Raw genomic sequence first — 18,422 nt, 5'->3', positions numbered from 1 at the left:
ATTTGAATCTCATACTAATTGATATTCAAAATAAGAGGAGACAGATAATGAAACCAGAAGAGTTACACGCTATTGCCTCGGAGTTGGGCTTGCAATTTGACGAAGATTCGCGTAGTATTTATGGCACGCAGTCAGGCTATTTATTATTCCTGCAAGAAACTGACGTGAAAAACCAGTTTCGACTTTGTGTCAGTGTGAGTTTGAATGGCAATCCTGCGGATTCAGAAGAAAATGAATTGGTTTGGGATGAGTTTAAGAGTGAATCTCTTCCAAACTTGTCGACCTTGTCTATCAACCAGTACCTTGTTTCTTTTGTCGTAAAAGGTGCCATGCGCAAATCAAAAACAATTGAAAAGTTACAGACGCTCATAACAGATCTCGTTGCCTTCCTTGAAACCCATCATTTCGTCCAAGTGTGTGCCTACAGCGGTCAGGAGGGCCCCGTTGGTCTCTATCAATTAGGTGATTCAATTTTCCTTATCAACGAGGAAAGCTATCAATTGCTGAAGAGCAATCTTCAGATTGAGGTAGATTCTTATCAAAATCAAAAGGAAAATGTTCTTCTTGGAGCAGTTGGTGCCTTGCTGGGAGCCTTGATTGGTGGAGCAGTTGCTCTATTTATCGCTCGTCTAGGTTATGTAGCTATGGTAGCGGGTATTGTTCTGGGGATTTGTACCATTAAAGGATATGAAATCCTTGGAAGAAAGGTATCTCGAAAGGGGATTGTGATTTCCTCTATTTGGATGGTGATTACTGTCTTTCTAGTGAATCAAATTGATTTGGCGATGGAAGTCGTTGCTAAACTAGGGGTTGAGTTTGCCTTTGCTTTCCGAGTGGTGAATCAATTAATCTTTAGCGGTGATTTTCCAGATAACTATTTTTATAATCTAGCTATGTTAGCTGTGTTTACCTTAGTTGGTGCTGGGGTGTCTATCAGCTCGGTTTGGTCAAGTCATAAAACAAAAGGGATTGTCCGTAAAATTGCATAAAGAAATAAGTCTTTGTATGTCCTCCGCTGTTCTGGGTACCAAGAGGGATACAGGACTTTTTGCATTGAGAAGATAATCATTCGTTAATATTTGACAGGATAAGCAAAAAAGGTATAATGTTTATACGGGAAAAGATGAATAAAATATCAATGAAAGGAGAAGAAGATGCAAATTTCAAGCCGATTTACAATTGCGACTCATATGATGATTATTATTGCAATGCAGGATACAGATAGTAAGGTAACCAGCGATTTTCTTGCGGCCAGTGTCGGAGTCAATCCAGTCATTATCCGTAAGACTTTATCGCAACTCAAAAAAGCTGGATTGATTTCAGTTGCTCGTGGTACGGGAGGAACTGAGATAATAAAAGACCTTCAGGATATCAGTTTGTTGGATGTCTACCAAGCTGTGGAGTGTTTAGGAAAATCCGGTAAGCTCTTTAGTTTCCATGACAATCCAAATCCTAATTGCCCAATTGGTGCTAATATCCATGCAGTCTTGGACCAAAAGTTGTTCGATGTTCAAGCAGCTATGGAGAACCAACTTCGTCAGACAAGTCTGGCTCAGGTTGTAGCAGATGCTCAGAATAAACTCTCTAAGTAAGAGGACTAAGGTTCTCTTTTTCTATTGCTATAATTATGGTACAATGTAGTCATCAAAGGAGGAGACTATGTACTTTATCACAGGATTTTTTGTCTTACTTTTTCTCGTTTCGTTTTTAAGGGACAATCGCAGTCTCTGGAATCCAGCTCTCTTGCTTTTGTCTCTGCTCTTTTCTTATATGTCCATTGCCAATCTTTTTTACGAAGCTGGGCAGAAAGAAGTGCACATGGTTTTCTTTGCAGGGATTTTTCTCCTGCTGCCTCTTTTAGTTTTTCTAAGTGGTTTTTTCCTTATTTATAATGGATTTGTGTTATTGAAAAAAGAAGGAAAATCCAAGGCAAATTATTTGTCTCTAGGATTAGGGTGCGTGATTCTATTCTTTTTTGTAATCATGGCGATTCGAGTGAGCGATACTAAGGGCTTGTTCTATACCAATCATCTAGTGAATATTATCTTTTTCTTTTTGATTTATTCGTATTTGATTTTTGGTTTTGCTTTTGCAGGATTTCTGCTTTATTCTATTCTGTATCTTTTTATTCCCAAGAAAAAATATTATGATTTTATCATCATTCACGGAGCAGGCTTATTGAATGGAGAAAAAGTGACTCCCTTACTGAAGAGTCGCATTGACAAGGCAGTAGAAGCTTATCACCAGTCTCTCAATCCCAATGTTAAAATCATCGCAAGTGGTGGTCAAGGTGGAGATGAAAAGATATCCGAAGCTCAGGCGATTTGTAATTATTTGCTGGAAGAGACGGATGTTCCGAGAGAAGCGATTCTCCTAGAGGAAGACTCAACGACGACCTATGAGAATCTTCTCTTCTCAAAAGAAATGGGAGAGAAGCTGGTGGCCAGTCCACGTTTTCTCTTTGTGACCAATGATTACCATGTTTTTCGTACCAGTACCTATGCTCGCCGTATTGGGATGAAGGGAGATGGCCTTGGTTGCCGTACAGCCGCCTACTATATCCCATCGGCCTTTATCAGAGAATACATTGCTCTATGTGTGAAGATGAGATGGCTTTTTCTCGCCTTCTATATTTTATTAATTTTAGCTCTGATTTTCTCCTATAGAGGTGTTCTATGGTAATATGTAAAATTCATATTGTAATTCTTGTTAGAATCTCTAAAAAATCTTGTAGTAACCCTAAGGGAAAAATTGTCACTAGTAATGAAAGAGCAGGGTAAGTGATTGTGAGTGCGGTTTTTGGAGCGGTTTTATGATTGCTCGTCAATCAATTGAACAATTTCTAACCTAGTTGCAGATTTTCAGAGAGAGTCAAAAATAGGCAACTGAATATGAGTAGACTAGAATTTTACAGTCAACGACAAATAAAAATGTGAACAGCAACAGAGGTTCACATTTTCTTTTTGGTCTATGGCAAAATGGCTTTTAGTTCCTTCAGGATAGTTTGCAAGGTTACGATCGCTTGTTCTCCTTGTTGTGGTTGATAGAGTAGTTGGAAGTACTTGCGAATAGTTTCTTCAAATTGCATAGGGAGGAGTGTACAATTGGTCTTTGCGTACTCCAACATTCGTTTTTCACCAGGATGGATTTGCTCATTGAGCGCAAATAACAAGTCAAAGTAGGAAGCAAAAAACTCACTCGTACGATGATTCATACTGAGAAGATCTTGGCGCTTGATAGCTTTTTCTATTTGGTGAGAGAAGGCAGGCATGGCTTGTTCTAGCAAAAGGAGTTGCCTTTCGATGATATGCTTTTTGAGTTCCTGTGGATAGGGAATCTGGTAAGTCTTTTGGAGAGAAGCATAGTGTCCATTCGGGTCGTATAGAATCTTGCTGTGGAGTAGATTGTGCCACATGCAAGTTGTATAAGCATTTTGAGCTTTGTGTTGAAAAACAGTTGTGTTCAATTCTTGTTCAAACGACTCCAGCGAACGATAAATCAACTCGATTTGGATACCGTTGTTTAGTACACAGTCATCCTCTAACTCCCAAAACTGGTTTCCAATTTCCATATAAGAACAATACTTACTCAAGATATCTCGTCGAATCGCCTCATCAATAGAAGAGTTTAGATAGACATAAACGTCATAGTCAGAATTTTGATCGTAGACTTGTCCTGCACGAGAACCACCAAGAGCAATAGCTTCTACTTGTTCAAGTTGAGAGAATTCTTTGCAAAGTTCTTGGATCATTTTTTTCTCCTTACGTTATGGTTTTAAAGTCATTTTACCAAAAAAGTAAAACGTTTGCATAGCATTGAGCTGCTCTTTTTCATTTATAGCAAAAAATGTGAACCCTTGTTTTGAGTTCACATTTCGTTTTTATTCCGCAGCTTGTTGCCAACGTTTTGCTAGCTTATGAGACAAGCTAGAAATAGTAAAGTTAAAGATAAAGTAAATCAAGGCAATCAGGATATAAAGACTGAAGACCTGCTCTGGTTCGAAATAACGGCCCATGAGAATTTGGCTGGCGCCAAAGAGTTCTTGTAGAGCGATAACAGAGTAGAGAAGACTGGTATCCTTAATCACAGTTACAAACTGAGAAATGATGGCTGGCAGCATTTTGCGGATCGCTTGTGGGAGAATGATGTAGTAGAGGATTTGCGCAGAGGTAAAACCTTGCGACATTCCTGCTTCATACTGGCCCTTGTCCACGGCATTGAGACCGCCTCGGATAATCTCAGCTAAGGCTGCTGAGGTAAAAAGGGTAAAGGCGGTAATACCAGCTGGTGTGGACTTCATCTTAAACACCAAAAAGATGGTGAAAATCCAGAGGAGGTTGGGAACGTTACGTACAAACTCGATATAAATGCTGGAGATGATCCGTAAGACAGGATTTTTCCCATTTCTCATGACGGCTAGTACTGTTCCGATAAGGGTCGAGAGGACGATAGCGATTAGAGAAATGTAGAGGGTTAAGCCAAATCCTTTAAAGATAAAGACTAGGTTATCTGGGGTCAAAACTTCTAAAATAGATTCCATAGTAACCTCCTAAAGTGAATAGGCTTTTTTGTTGGCTTGCTCCATCTTGCGGCCAAACTGGGCAACAGGGAAGCATAGGGCAAAGTAGAGAAGAGCAGCACCTAAAAATGCTGGGATATAATTTCCGTTGAGAGCCGACCAAGACTTAGTCACAAACATCAAGTCTACTCCAGAGATGATGGCAACTGTAGAGGTGTTCTTGATGAGGTTAACGATTTGGTTGGTCAATGGAGGGAGAATGATACGGAAGGCTTGAGGCAAGATAATCAAGCGCATGGCATTGATATAGGTAAAACCTTGCGACAGGGCGGCCTCCATCTGACCGCTAGGAATAGACTGAATCCCTGATCGAATAACCTCAGCGATATAAGCGCCGTGATAGAGTCCCACACAAAGTACAGCTGTCCAATAAATCGGAATCATGATGATATGGTCACTGATAAGAGGTAGGCCATAAAAAACGATAACAAACTGCACCAAGAGGGGAGTATTTTGATAAAATTCGACAAAGATACGAGCCAAAACACGCAAGAATGGGCGTTTGCTGGTTGACATGGCCCCAAAGAAGATGCCCAAAACCATGGCGAGGATAAAAGATCCAATCGCTAGGGCAAGGGTGAAGAGGAAACCATTGAAAAATTGTCCAAAATCCTGAAAATAGGCTGTCCAAGATGATAAATCTGTCATGGGGTGTCCTCCTTAATCTGCGGTATGGCTAGATGGTTTGAGCTTGTAACGGTCATAAAGTTTCTGCAAACTACCGTCCTTGGTCCATTTAGTGACCAAGCTATCAAGATAATCGTTGAGCTCGGTGTTTGATTTCTTGGTAACAATACCGTAGTCAGATGGTTTAAAACTATCATCTAGTAGTTCTGTCCGTTTACTAATGTAGCCAGATAGGATAGAGCGGTCCACGGAAAAGGCATCAATACGGTGAGCGTGAAGGGAAGTAATCAATTCTGGGTAGGAACCGAGTTCGACAAATTTAAAGGTTAGACCTTTCTTTTTGCCCAGTTCAGTAATCAGGCGTTGGGTGATGGAACCTTGAGCAACTCCGATCGTTTTACCGTTTAGATCCTCAATGCTTTTGATGTTGGCGGATTTGTTGACCAAAAATCCAGAAGCGTCCGTATAGTAGGGACTGGTGAAGTTGTATAATTTTTTACGTTCATCTGTGATGGTAAAGGTTGCGATATCCATGTCTACCTGTTCATTGTCTAGGAGTGGTCCACGTGTTTGAGCGGTAACAGGAACGTAGCGAATCTTGACCTTGAGTTCATCTGCAATCATCTTGGCAAGGTCCGTTTCGATACCAGAATAAGTCCCTGTCTTGGGATCCTTGTAGCCAAAATTAGGAACGTCTTGTTTGACACCGACAACTAGTTCGCCTCTTTTTTGAATGTCTGCGACAGTGGTATCAGCCTGAACTGGTTTGGCAGCAGCAAGGCTGAAAAGGCTAATCAATAATGCGGATAAAAAGAATTTCTTTTTCATAGGCGCCTCCTTATTTGACTTTGTCACTTTCGTGGTTGATAATTTTGCTGAGGAATTGTTGGGCACGAGGTTCGCTTGGTTTGTCAAAAAAGTCATCGACATCTGTCGTGTCTACTAAAACCTCTCCGTCGGCCATAAAGATAATGCGGTCCGCAACCTCTCGGGCAAAGCCCATTTCGTGAGTAACGACAATCATATTCATACCATCTCGGGCCAATTTTTGCATAACTGCTAGAACGTCTCCGATGGTTTCAGGGTCAAGGGCAGATGTTGGCTCATCAAAGAGGAGGAGCTCCGGATGCATGGCAAGACCACGAGCGATGGCGATTCGCTGTTTTTGTCCACCAGATAGCATGGCTGGATAGGAATCTTTCTTGTCCCACATATTTACAAATTCCAGATATTTTTGGGCTGTTTTTTCAGCTTCTTTTTTATCAATTCCTAGAACTTTTATGGGCGCGAGTGTTACATTTTCTAACACTGTTTTGTGTGGATAAAGATTAAAATGTTGAAAAACCATGCCGACTTCCTTACGAAGAGGAACTAAATCTTTCTGACTGGCACCTGCTACTTGGTGTCCATTGACTAGGAGACTTCCTTTGTCAACAGCCTCCAAACCATTAATCGTACGGATAAGAGTAGATTTACCAGATCCGGAAGGTCCAAGCAGGACAACGACTTGTCCTTTTTCAAAACGGAGATTGATGTCGCGGAGTGCGTGATAGTCTCCGTAATATTTTTCGACGTGTTTAAATTCTACTAAAGCCATGAGAGATCTCCTTTGTGTTAGATTTTATAACATGATTTTACAACAAAAGAATGTTCTTGTCAAATCATATCTGAAAAAAATTCACTAAAATGTTATAAAAAAGCAATATGGATAGAGAAAATGCCTAAATCGTGTTATAATGAAACGATAGAATTCTTAGAAAGAGTGGATGTTTTTTTGATAACTCCTACTTATGAATGGCAGTTTGCCCCGCAGGTTGAAGATGCGGATTTTACAAAGATAGCCAAGAGGGCTGGACTGGGTCCTGAGGTGGCTCGGTTATTATTTGAAAGAGGGATTCAGAACGAAGAAAGTCTAAAGAAGTTCTTAGAACCTTCTTTGGAAGACTTGCACGATCCCTATCTGCTCCATGATATGGACAAGGCAGTGGAGCGGATTCGTCAGGCAATTGAAGAAGGGGAAAACATCCTCATCTATGGAGACTATGATGCGGATGGTATGACTTCGGCCTCTATTGTTAAGGAAAGTTTGGAACAGCTGGGCGCAGAGTGTCGTGTTTACCTGCCCAATCGCTTTACAGATGGCTATGGCCCTAATGCCAGTGTCTATAAATACTTTATCGAGCAAGAGGGGATTTCCTTGATTGTGACAGTGGACAATGGGGTTGCAGGTCACGAGGCTATTGAACTAGCTCAGTCTATGGGAGTGGATGTCATTGTGACTGACCATCATTCCATGCCTGAAACCCTTCCTGATGCTTATGCGATTGTTCATCCCGAGCATTCAGATGCGGGCTATCCTTTCAAACAGTTGGCCGGATGCGGAGTGGCTTTCAAGCTGGCTTGCGCTCTTTTAGAAGAAGTACAAGTGGAGTTGCTTGATTTGGTCGCCATCGGAACTATTGCCGATATGGTGAGCCTGACGGATGAAAACCGTATTTTGGTTCAATATGGTCTGGAAATGTTGGGGCATACTCAGCGCATCGGTCTGCAAGAAATGCTAGACATGGCTGGGATTGCTGCTAATGAAGTGACAGAAGAAACGGTTGGATTCCAGATTGCCCCTCGTTTAAATGCCTTAGGCCGCTTGGACGATCCCAATCCTGCCATTGATTTGTTGACTGGCTTTGATGATGAGGAAGCGCATGAGATTGCCCTCATGATTCATCAGAAAAACGAAGAGCGCAAGGAAATCGTTCAGTCAATCTATGAAGAAGCTAAGACCATGGTGGATCCTGAGAAGAAGGTCCAGGTCTTGGCAAAGGAAGGTTGGAATCCTGGAGTTCTGGGTATCGTGGCTGGCCGCTTGCTGGAAGAACTAGGGCAGACGGTCATCGTTCTTAACATAGAGGACGGTCGTGCCAAGGGCAGTGCTCGTAGCGTGGAAGCTGTCGATATTTTTGAAGCCTTGGATCCCCATCGAGACCTCTTTATCGCCTTTGGCGGCCATGCTGGTGCAGCAGGGATGACGCTAGAGGTTGAGAAATTCTCAGATTTATCCCAGGTTTTGGAAGGTTATGTCCGTGAAAAGGGTGCAGATGCTAGTGGCAAGAATAAGTTAAATCTAGATGAAGAGCTAGACTTGGAGACGCTTAGCTTGGAAACGGTCAAAAGTTTTGAACGTTTAGCACCTTTTGGAATGGACAATCAGAAACCTGTCTTTTATATCAAGGATTTTCAGGTCGAAAGTGCCCGTACTATGGGGGCAGGCAATGCCCACCTCAAACTAAAAATTTCCAAGGGTGAGGCGAGTTTTGAAGTGGTGGCCTTCGGACAAGGTAGATGGGCGACAGAGTTTGCTCAGACAAAAAACTTAGAATTGGCAGTCACCCTGTCTGTCAACCAATGGAATGGCCAAACTGCCCTCCAGTTGATGATGGTGGATGCGCGTGTGGAAGGTGTTCAACTCTTTAACATTCGTGGGAAGAATGCAGTCTTGCCAGAAGGGGTTCCAGTCTTGGACTTTGCTGGAGAATTACCAGAATTAGCGACCAGTGATGCTGTGGTTGTGAAAACCATTCCTGAGGATATTACCCTGCTGAAGACCGTTTTTCAGGAGCAAAATTTCTCTGCGGTCTATTTCAAGAACGACATTGACAAGGCCTACTATCTAACAGGTTATGGGACTAGAGAGCAGTTTGCTAAATTGTACAAGACCATTTACCAGTTTCCAGAGTTTGATATTCGCTATAAGCTGAAGGATCTGGCGGCTTATCTCAATATCCAACAAATCTTGCTGGTCAAGATGATTCAAGTATTTGAGGAACTGGGCTTTGTGACGATCAAAGATGGTGTCATGACAGTCAATAAAGAAGCGCCGAAAAGGGAAATTGCTGAAAGTCAGATTTACCAAAATCTCAAACAAACCGTCAAAGATCAAGAAATAATGGCACTGGGGACAGTGCAAGAAATGTATGATTTTTTGAAAGGATAATCATGAAGTCTTTAAAGAAAATTTCAAGCTGGATTGTTAAAGATAAAGTAATAGTAATATTCTTTTTTGTGTCTTTTTTACCTATATTGTATGCTGTTGTAAAAATTGTTTTAAAAACGCACTTTGGAACTGAAGATTTTGGTATTAATTTGAGAAAAACAATAGACTTTGATTGGTTAGCTTATTATGGGTCAATTATTGGGAGTTATTTGATTGTATATACTCTAAAGAATGAAAATACAAAATATAGGGAAGAAAAACGTGACTCAGTTAGACCAATATTGAATGTTGGATTAAATTATGAACAAATGGGAAGTAAAGATAAACATAAACATACCTCTAATTGTTTAAAAATAGATTCAGAACAAGGCAAGAAACAAGGCAAGAAACAAGGCAAGAATTATATCTGTCAGTATAATTATATAAAGATTAACAAAGAAGATGCTCAAGATGAAGAATCGATTGCTATTCTTATAAAAATTAGAAATATTGGGTTAGGTCATGCCTTAATTGATAAAATAGAATATATAGAAAAAAATGGATCGGGAGGTAATCATAAATTAAAGGCTGAAGAAAGATTTATGATTGATAAGAAAACCTCAAATAATCTACTATTGAAGTTTGACTCAAGAATTGAAGATATTGAAAAGATTAAAATATTTTTTATTGATATTTTAGAAAATAAATATGTCTATGATTTAAAATTAGAAGGAATCAATGATAAAATGAATTTTGTGAATATTGAGGGTAAAAAATTACATTTATTTAGCCTTACCAAGGCATATTTTGAAAGTTATTTTCCAGAGATAGTAGAAAAAGATAGCTAAAGAACCGTCAAATACCAAGAAATGATGGCGCTGGGTACCGTGCAAGAAATGTATGATTTTTTGATGGAGTTATAGATGGAAAGGGACTGAGATGACCTATCTCGGTCTCTTTTTGACGGATAAATGCTTGATGTGGGAGTGGTTGAGAAGACGGTCTTTTGAGTGATTTACTGATGAAAAGATTGGGGGAATGATTCATTTTTATTCTCTTCTATCACTTTATACGATGTCTGCTTTTAAACCTTATGTAGTAAAAGTATAAATTTTTGTAACATGACTAAAATATAACTCTAAACGAACTGACATGTAAATCAAGTATGATTTTCTTATCAAGAAAATATAAGGGGAATCCAGTTATGAAAAAAACAGTTACGAAACTGACTCTTGGTTTGACTTCTACGGCTATTTTAGCTACAGTTGGTGCTCAAACTGTGCACGCGAACTCTTACGTTGTCCAAGACGGTGATTCATTTTATGCCATCGCAACTGCAAACGGCATGGATCCGCATGAGTTGGCAGCTTTGAATGGAAAAACCATCTTTGACACTATCCACCCAGGCGATGTATTGGAAGTGAGTGGTTCCGCTCAGGCTAGCTCAACCTACAGTGCTCCAGCTAGCACTGCGAACGTGGTATCAGATACAGAGGATGTTGTCGAAAAGACTCCGACAAACTATGGAAACTCATACCCTGTTGGTCAGTGTACATGGGGTGTGAAAGAATTGGCGCCTTGGGCTAGCAACTGGTGGGGAAATGCCAACACGTGGGCAATCTACGCGAGTGCTCAAGGCTATAAGACAGGAAGTGTTCCAGTAGTAGGAGCAATCGCCGTTTGGGATGGTGGTGAATATGGACACGTTGCTTATGTAACAGATGTTCAAAGTGAAAACTCCATCCAGGTATTGGAAGCAAACTACAGACGTCAAAAGCAGATTGCAAATTACCGTGGCTTCTTTAATCCTCATGAATTTTTAGGTAACGTCACTTATATCTATCCAAACTAAAGATGATAAAAAGATTTAGAATTTCTAAGTCTTTTTTCTTTTTGAAGAAATTTCCTAACGTTATCCTCTATCTTAGTGGCTAATTGCTGAAAATTTTTTAGATTCTGTAGCGAACAGGAAATTTTCGCTTTTGGATGTAGATAAACCATGTCTTTGTAGGAAATAGTTCTCAAGTCGAGAGGTAAAAGCAAGTTTTTTGAACTAAAAGAAAAATTTAGAGTTCGAGAAAGGTATCTGAAATCAAATTGATTCAGAAAGTCCATAATTTTGATGGTACAATCGTTCTATTATCTTAGATGAAGCCTCCAAAAGAGAAGTCAAAGTAAAAGAATTCGATTCACAGTAGTGACTAATCTCTAGTTAAAAACCGATCTTCGTTTTGAAAATAATCAAAAAAATGGTATAATGGTAGGAAAAGATTCGGCTGGAAGTTTTAGAACTTTTAGAATAAGAGGGTAAATTCGCCCTATAATCAAGATAAATGAAGTTTCGGAGGGAAAATGAGTAATATTAGTTTAACAACACTAGGTGGTGTACGAGAAAATGGTAAAAATATGTACATCGCTGAAATCGATGGTTCTATTTTTGTTTTGGATGCGGGGCTTAAATACCCTGAAAATGAACAACTAGGTGTTGATGTCGTCATTCCAAATATGGACTACCTTTTTGAAAATAGCGATCGTATCGCAGGGGTCTTTTTGACCCACGGACATGCAGATGCCATTGGTGCCCTGCCTTATCTTTTGGCAGAGGCTAAGGTGCCTGTATTTGGTTCTGAGTTGACCATTGAGTTGGCCAAACTCTTTGTCAAAGGAAATGATACGGTTAAGAAATTCAATGACTTCCATGTGATTGATGAAGATACGGAGATTGATTTTGGAGGGACTGTGGTTTCCTTCTTCCGTACAACTCACTCTATCCCAGAAAGTTTGGGAATAGTCCTGAAAACAGCTGAAGGTAGCATCGTTTATACAGGGGACTTCAAGTTTGACCAGACAGCTAGCGAATCCTATGCGACGGATTTTGCTCGTTTGGCAGAAATCGGTCGTGATGGTGTCTTGGCGCTCCTCAGTGATTCAGCCAATGCAGACAGCAATATCCAGGTGGCGAGTGAGAGTGAAGTTGGAGACGAAATTACCCAGACCATTGCAGATTGGGAAGGTCGTATCATCGTTGCCGCAGTTGCCAGCAACCTTTCTCGTATCCAGCAGGTTTTTGATGCTGCAGCAGATACAGGTCGCCGAGTTGTTTTGACTGGATTTGATATTGAAAATATCGTCCGCACTGCGATTCGACTCAAAAAATTGTCTCTAGCCAATGAAAGTCTCTTGATTAAACCCAAAGAAATGTCTCGTTTTGACGACCATGAGTTGATTATCCTTGAGACGGGCCGTATGGGTGAGCCGATTAATGGACTTCGCAAGATGTCCATTGGACGCCACCGTTATGTGGAAATCAAAGATGGGGACTTGGTCTATATCGTAACCACTCCATCTATCGCAAAAGAAGCTGTCATGGCGCGTGTTGAAAACATGATCTACCAAGCTGGTGGTGTGGTGAAACTCATTACCCAAAGCTTGCGAGTATCCGGACATGGGAATGCGCGTGATTTGCAGTTAATGATCAATCTTTTGCAACCAAACTACCTCTTCCCTATCCAAGGAGAGTACCGTGAGTTAGATGCGCATGCCAAGGCTGCCATGGCAGTTGGAATGTTGCCAGAACGCATCTTCATCCCTAAAAAGGGAACGACCATGTCTTATGAACATGGAGACTTTGTTCCAGCTGGAGCTGTTTCTGCTGGGGATGTCTTGATTGACGGAAATGCCATCGGGGATGTTGGAAATGTCGTCCTTCGTGACCGTAAGGTCTTGTCAGAGGATGGAATCTTTATCGTGGCGATCACTGTCAACCGTCGTGAGAAGAAAATTGTGGCTAAGGCCCGTGTTCACACGCGTGGATTCGTTTATCTCAAGAAGAGTCGTGACATTCTCCGTGAAAGTTCAGAATTGATTAACCAAACGGTAGAAGAGTATCTTCAAGGTGATGACTTTGATTGGGCAGATCTCAAAGGCAAGGTTCGCGACAATCTGACCAAGTACCTCTTTGATCAAACCAAGCGTCGCCCGGCAATCTTGCCAGTCGTGATGGAAGCAAAATAATAAGCAGAATACCTACAGAAAAAGTCGAAATTCGGCTTTTTCTTATAGAATAGTAAAAGGAGACAACCATGGCAGTTATGAATATTGAGTATTACTCAAAAGTTTTGGATATGGAGTGGGGCGTTACCGTACTCTATCCAGATGCTAGTCGGGTGACTGAACCAGATTGCACGGATATTCCTGTTCTTTATCTTTTGCACGGAATGTCAGGAAACCAAAATAGCTGGCTCAAACGTACCAATGTCGAGCGCTTGTTGCGTGGGACCAATCTCATTGTTATCATGCCCAATACTAGCAATGGCTGGTACACAGATACTCAGTATGGCTATAACTACTATACAGCTCTAGCAGAAGAGTTACCTCAGGTAATGAAACGTTTCTTCCCCAATATGACCAGCAAGCGAGAAAAAACTTTCATAGCAGGCCTATCCATGGGTGGATACGGTTCCTTCAAACTCGCTCTATCGACAAATCGTTTTTCTCATGCGGCTAGTTTTTCTGGTGCACTCAGTTTTCAGGAATTTTCTCCTGAAAGTCAGGATCTGGGGTCACTTGCATACTGGCGAGGAGTTTTTGGAGAGATTAAAGACTGGACAGCTAGTCCTCATTCGCTTGAAAGCATGGCTGCAAAATCCGATAAAAAGACTAAACTATGGGCTTGGTGTGGAGAGCAAGACTATCTCTACTCTGCCAATAATCTCGCAGTGAAAAACCTCAAAAAACTTGGTTTTGAGGTGACCTATAGTCATAGTCTAGGTAAGCACGAGTGGTACTACTGGGAAAAACAATTGGAACGTTTTTTGGCTACTCTACCAATTGACTTTGTCTTGGAAGAACGTTTATCTTAGTTTTAGGTTTCTTTCAGCTTTCTTCAGTAAAATAGAGAATCTATCTTGATCAAGGAAAATGTGATTTCAAGATAGGTTCTTATTTTTATGAAAGGTGGGGCGTCATGTTCTGGATTATTCGATTATTGTTCCGATTTCTTTTGGGAATTTGGCGTTTCTTCTGGCGTCTGGTTTGGACTGTGGTCATTCTACTGCTCATTGCCTTTGGAGTGGTTTGGTATCTGTCTGGTGATTTTCATTCTGCGGTCAATCAGGTTGAAAAAATGAGCAAGATTGGTCAAGGTGGCTGGAATCAATGGAAGGAGACGGGAACGCTGGAAGTCTTGTCTCAGACAGACAGTCACCAACATGCAGAAGGCAAGTGGGCTCAAGCTTCAGCTCGCATCTATATTGAGCCTCAAATGGATGAGACCTTTCAAGGTGCCTATGCAGAAGCCATAAAAAACTGGAATCAAACGGGAGCCTTTACCTTTGAGGTGGTTGCGGATCCTAGTCAGGCAGATATTGTGGCAAGTGAAATGAATGATGGATCGACTGCTGTAGCAGGTCAAGCCGAGAGTCAAACCAATTTGTTAACCAAACAATTTATATCTGTAACGGTTCGCCTGAATCACTATTATCTATCCAATCCAAACTATGGTTATTCTTATGAACGGATCGTGCACACGGCGGAGCACGAGCTGGGGCATGCCATCGGATTGGATCATACCAACGAAACTTCTGTCATGCAGCCAGCAGGTTCTTACTATGGAATTCAGCCTCAGGATGTGAAGGCTGTTCAAGAACTCTATACCAGAAGCGACTAGATGAAGTCGGTGCAATCTGAAATGAAATCAAAGCTCCTCCATCAAGTGATTGGTGGGGCTTTTTGTTCGTCCTGTTACGGCCTTTTTGTTATAATGGAACTATGAATAACTTGATCAAATCAAAACTAGAGCTCTTGCCGACCAGCCCTGGTTGTTACATTCACAAGGATAAAAATGGCACCATTATCTATGTAGGAAAGGCTAAAAATCTGCGTAACCGCGTGCGGTCTTATTTCCGTGGAAGTCATGATACCAAGACGGAGGCTCTGGTGTCTGAAATTGTGGATTTTGAATTTATCGTCACTGAGTCCAATATTGAGGCACTTCTCCTAGAAATCAACCTGATTAAGGAAAATAAGCCCAAGTACAATATTATGCTCAAGGATGATAAGTCCTATCCCTTCATCAAAATCACCAATGAGCGTTATCCTCGCTTGATTATCACCCGTCAGGTCAAAAAGGACGGAGGTCTTTATTTTGGACCTTATCCTGATGTGGGAGCGGCCAATGAAATCAAGCGACTACTGGATCGGATTTTTCCTTTTCGGAAATGTACCAACCCGCCGTCTAAGGTTTGTTTTTACTACCATATCGGCCAATGTATGGCCCACACCATCTGTCAGAAAGATGAGGCTTATTTCAAGTCCATGGCTCAGGAGGTTTCTGATTTCCTAAAAGGACAGGATGACAAAATCATCGATGACCTCAAGGGGAAGATGGCATCCGCAGCTCAAAGTATGGAGTTTGAACGTGCGGCGGAATACCGTGACCTGATTCAGGCGATTGGAACACTTCGGACCAAGCAAAGGGTCATGGCTAAAGATTTGCAAAATCGGGACGTCTTTGGCTACTATGTGGATAAGGGCTGGATGTGTGTTCAGGTTTTCTTTGTCCGTCAGGGAAAACTCATCGAGCGGGATGTCAATCTTTTCCCCTACTACAATGATCCAGATGAGGACTTCTTGACCTACGTGGGACAATTCTATCAAGAAAAATCTCACCTGGTTCCCAATGAAGTATTGATTCCGCAGGATATTGACGAAGAAGCCGTCAAGGCCTTGGTGGATACCAAGATTCTCAAACCCCAACGTGGGGAAAAAAAACAACTGGTCAATCTAGCCATCAAAAATGCCCGTGTTAGTCTGGAGCAGAAGTTCAATCTGCTAGAAAAATCAGTCGAAAAGACCCAAGGAGCTATTGAAAATCTGGGACGCTTGCTCCAAATCCCGACCCCAGTCCGTATCGAGTCCTTTGATAACTCTAATATCATGGGAACCAGTCCTGTTTCAGCTATGGTGGTCTTTGTCAATGGCAAACCGAGTAAAAAAGACTACCGAAAGTACAAGATAAAAACGGTTGTTGGCCCAGATGACTATGCTAGTATGCGAGAGGTTATTCGCAGACGTTATGGCCGAGTTCAACGTGATGGTTTAACCCCGCCAGATTTGATTGTGATTGATGGGGGACAAGGTCAAGTCAATATCGCAAAGCAAGTCATCCAAGAAGAGCTAGGTTTGGATATCCCAATTGCAGGTCTGCAAAAGAATGACAAGCACCAAACCCATGAACTGCTCTTTGGAGATCCACTGGAAGTGGTGGAGTTGTCTCGCAATTCTCAAGAATTCTTTCTCCTCCAACGCATCCAGGATGAGGTGCACCGCTTTGCTATCACCTTCCACCGCCAACTGCGCTCAAAAAATTCCTTTTCTTCACAACTGGATGGGATTGACGGTCTGGGACCTAAACGCAAACAGAATCTCATGAAGCATTTTAAATCTCTCACTAAAATCAAGGAAGCTAGTGTGGATGAAATTGTCGAAGTGGGTGTGCCAAGAGCAGTCGCAGAAGATGTGAAAAGAAAGTTGAACCCTCAGGAAGAAGTGGAATTGGCTCAAGTGGCGGAAGAAAGAGTGGACTACCAAACAAAAGGAGATTATGATGAACCATAAAATCGCAATTTTATCAGATATTCATGGAAATGTGACTGCCTTAGAAGCAGTGATTGCAGATGCTAAAGCACAAGGAGTCAGTGAATACTGGCTCATGGGAGACATTTTCCTCCCTGGTCCAGGTGCAAATGACTTGGTCGCTCTGTTAAAGGAACTTTCTATCACTACAAGTGTTCGAGGCAATTGGGATGATTGTGTCCTTGAGGCTTTAGATGGGCAATATGGCTTGGAAGACCCACAGGAAGTCCAGCTCTTGCGTATGACGCAGTATTTGATGGAGCGAATGGATCCTGCAACGATTGACTGGCTACGAAGCTTACCTATGCTAGAAAAGAGAGAAGTTGACGGACTGCGTTTTTCTCTTTCTCATAATTTGCCAAATAAGAACTATGGTGGTGACTTGCTAGTTGAGAATGATACAGAGAAATTTGACCAACTCCTAGATGATGAAGTTGATGTGGCAGTCTATGGTCATGTTCACAAGCAGTTGCTTCGTTATGGCAGTCAAGGGCAACAAATCATCAATCCAGGGTCGATTGGCATGCCCTATTTTAATTGGGAGGCGTTAAAAAATCACCGTGCTCAGTATGCTGTGATAGAAGTAGAATATGGGGAATTAGTAAACATTCTATTCCGAAAAGTTGCTTATGACTATGAAGCAGAGTTAGAATTGGCCAAGTCCAAGGGGCTTCCTTTTATCGAAATGTATGAAGAACTACGCCGAGATGACAACTATCGGGGGCACAATCTAGAACTCTTAGCTAGTTTAATTGAAAAGCATGGGTATGTTGAGGATGTGAAGAAATTTTTGGAGGCTATAAAGTCAGAATATAAGGTAGACTAGTTTCTTAAAACCCCTGAAAATTAGTTGGAACTGGATGAGGAAAAATCTGATTTTAATGATAAGTTTAAATCCAGGACTTCATCCGTGTTCCAATTTCTTTCTATGAAAAATCTCTGCAAGCTCTTTCAAAATATGGTAGAATGGATGCAGTAGAATTAGAAAAGGAAATCGATTATGAAATTTCTTGAATTAAATAAAAAACGTCATGCGACTAAGCATTTTACTGATAAACCGGTAGATCCCAAAGATGTGCGTACGGCTATCGAAATCGCAACCTTGGCCCCAAGTGCCCACAACAGCCAGCCATGGAAGTTTGTGGTTGTTCGTGAGAAAAATGCTGAATTGGCAAAATTGGCTTATGGTTCGAACTTTGAGCAGGTATCAGCAGCACCTGTAACCATTGCCTTGTTTACCGACACAGATTTGGCTAAACGTGCTCGTAAGATTGCCCGAGTTGGCGGCGCTAATAACTTCTCTGAAGAGCAACTTCAATATTTTATGAAGAATCTGCCAGCTGAATTTGCGCGTTACAGTGAACAACAAGTCAGCGACTACCTAGCCCTCAATGCAGGTTTGGTTGCCATGAACTTGGTTCTTGCTCTGACAGACCAAGGAATCGGTTCTAACATTATTCTTGGATTTGACAAATCAAAAGCCAACGAAGTTTTGGACATTGAAGACCGATTCCGTCCAGAACTCTTGATCACAGTTGGATACACAGATGAGAAATTGGAACCAAGCTACCGCTTGCCAGTAGATGAAATTATCGAGAAGAGATAGGAAGA

Annotated in this window: 17 protein-coding genes; 12 read left to right on the top strand and 5 right to left on the bottom strand. The window is 41.4% G+C overall.

Translation table 11 applies throughout. From position 1 onward, the window contains the following. Positions 1 to 47: 47 nt before the first annotated feature. The 3 genes from HMPREF2991_RS02785 to HMPREF2991_RS02775 all read left to right on the top strand — a co-directional run bounded on the left by HMPREF2991_RS02785 (position 48) and on the right by HMPREF2991_RS02775 (position 2,682). Entirely contained in the window at positions 48 to 989 is a 942-nt protein-coding gene (locus HMPREF2991_RS02785) for a hypothetical protein (RefSeq protein ID WP_000801524.1), read from the top strand. Positions 990 to 1,154: 165 nt separating this feature from the next. Continuing rightward, entirely contained in the window at positions 1,155 to 1,592 is a 438-nt protein-coding gene (locus HMPREF2991_RS02780) for an Rrf2 family transcriptional regulator (protein ID WP_049490302.1), read from the top strand. Between the two features lie 67 nt (positions 1,593 to 1,659). Next, positions 1,660 to 2,682 carry a YdcF family protein gene (locus tag HMPREF2991_RS02775; RefSeq protein WP_042902759.1) on the top strand — a complete coding sequence of 341 codons (1,023 nt, stop codon included), beginning with the start codon at positions 1,660 to 1,662 and terminating at the stop codon, positions 2,680 to 2,682. Positions 2,683 to 2,968: 286 nt separating this feature from the next. On the opposite strand, the gene HMPREF2991_RS02770 is transcribed toward HMPREF2991_RS02775, so the two are convergent. The 5 genes from HMPREF2991_RS02770 to HMPREF2991_RS02750 form a co-directional block, all read right to left on the bottom strand. Further along, on the bottom strand, positions 2,969 to 3,751 hold the full coding sequence (locus tag HMPREF2991_RS02770) for a DUF4037 domain-containing protein (protein WP_070683363.1): 783 nt from the start codon (positions 3,749 to 3,751) through the stop codon (positions 2,969 to 2,971). A 129-nt stretch (positions 3,752 to 3,880) separates the two neighbouring features. Next, a complete protein-coding gene (locus HMPREF2991_RS02765; protein ID WP_070683362.1) occupies positions 3,881 to 4,540 on the bottom strand; it encodes an amino acid ABC transporter permease in 660 nt (219 codons plus the stop codon). 9 nt (positions 4,541 to 4,549) lie between these two features. Further along, entirely contained in the window at positions 4,550 to 5,227 is a 678-nt protein-coding gene (locus HMPREF2991_RS02760) for an amino acid ABC transporter permease (protein ID WP_070683360.1), read from the bottom strand. A 12-nt stretch (positions 5,228 to 5,239) separates the two neighbouring features. Continuing rightward, a complete protein-coding gene (locus HMPREF2991_RS02755; protein ID WP_083312759.1) occupies positions 5,240 to 6,034 on the bottom strand; it encodes a transporter substrate-binding domain-containing protein in 795 nt (264 codons plus the stop codon). Between the two features lie 10 nt (positions 6,035 to 6,044). Then, positions 6,045 to 6,803 carry an amino acid ABC transporter ATP-binding protein gene (locus HMPREF2991_RS02750; protein WP_070683358.1) on the bottom strand — a complete coding sequence of 253 codons (759 nt, stop codon included), beginning with the start codon at positions 6,801 to 6,803 and terminating at the stop codon, positions 6,045 to 6,047. A gap of 177 nt (positions 6,804 to 6,980) precedes the next feature. Here HMPREF2991_RS02750 and recJ point away from each other — a divergent pair, with 177 nt between their 5' ends. From recJ to HMPREF2991_RS02705, 9 genes are all read left to right on the top strand, one after another. Next, positions 6,981 to 9,197, top strand: coding sequence for a single-stranded-DNA-specific exonuclease RecJ (recJ, locus tag HMPREF2991_RS02745; RefSeq protein ID WP_070683381.1), 2,217 nt, complete (start codon positions 6,981 to 6,983; stop codon positions 9,195 to 9,197). 2 nt (positions 9,198 to 9,199) lie between these two features. Beyond that, a complete protein-coding gene (locus HMPREF2991_RS02740; protein ID WP_070683356.1) occupies positions 9,200 to 10,024 on the top strand; it encodes a hypothetical protein in 825 nt (274 codons plus the stop codon). A 356-nt stretch (positions 10,025 to 10,380) separates the two neighbouring features. Next, positions 10,381 to 11,028 carry a COG3942 and LysM peptidoglycan-binding domain-containing protein gene (locus HMPREF2991_RS02735; RefSeq protein ID WP_000754477.1) on the top strand — a complete coding sequence of 216 codons (648 nt, stop codon included), beginning with the start codon at positions 10,381 to 10,383 and terminating at the stop codon, positions 11,026 to 11,028. A 500-nt stretch (positions 11,029 to 11,528) separates the two neighbouring features. Next, a complete protein-coding gene (locus HMPREF2991_RS02730; RefSeq protein ID WP_000065608.1) occupies positions 11,529 to 13,190 on the top strand; it encodes a ribonuclease J in 1,662 nt (553 codons plus the stop codon). Between the two features lie 68 nt (positions 13,191 to 13,258). Next, positions 13,259 to 14,038 carry an alpha/beta hydrolase gene (locus HMPREF2991_RS02725; RefSeq protein ID WP_000290059.1) on the top strand — a complete coding sequence of 260 codons (780 nt, stop codon included), beginning with the start codon at positions 13,259 to 13,261 and terminating at the stop codon, positions 14,036 to 14,038. Between the two features lie 104 nt (positions 14,039 to 14,142). Beyond that, positions 14,143 to 14,844: a M57 family metalloprotease gene (locus HMPREF2991_RS02720; RefSeq protein ID WP_000498563.1), complete on the top strand. Its 702-nt coding sequence runs from the start codon at positions 14,143 to 14,145 to the stop codon at positions 14,842 to 14,844. Positions 14,845 to 14,945: 101 nt separating this feature from the next. After that, entirely contained in the window at positions 14,946 to 16,793 is a 1,848-nt protein-coding gene (gene uvrC, locus HMPREF2991_RS02715; RefSeq protein ID WP_001061160.1) for an excinuclease ABC subunit UvrC, read from the top strand. After that, positions 16,783 to 17,637 (top strand): metallophosphoesterase family protein, encoded by an 855-nt coding sequence (locus tag HMPREF2991_RS02710; RefSeq protein ID WP_001015771.1) that lies wholly within the window; start codon positions 16,783 to 16,785, stop codon positions 17,635 to 17,637. The genes uvrC and HMPREF2991_RS02710 overlap by 11 nt, the downstream gene beginning before the upstream one ends. A gap of 174 nt (positions 17,638 to 17,811) precedes the next feature. Further along, positions 17,812 to 18,417 (top strand): nitroreductase family protein, encoded by a 606-nt coding sequence (locus tag HMPREF2991_RS02705; protein WP_000670151.1) that lies wholly within the window; start codon positions 17,812 to 17,814, stop codon positions 18,415 to 18,417. Positions 18,418 to 18,422 lie beyond the last annotated feature (5 nt).

This window comes from Streptococcus sp. HMSC072D07 (assembly GCF_001814835.1).
In the GTDB taxonomy this organism is placed as follows: domain Bacteria; phylum Bacillota; class Bacilli; order Lactobacillales; family Streptococcaceae; genus Streptococcus.
The sequence above is the reverse complement of the archived record's forward strand: the minus strand, read 5'-3'. Positions and strand labels throughout refer to the sequence as shown.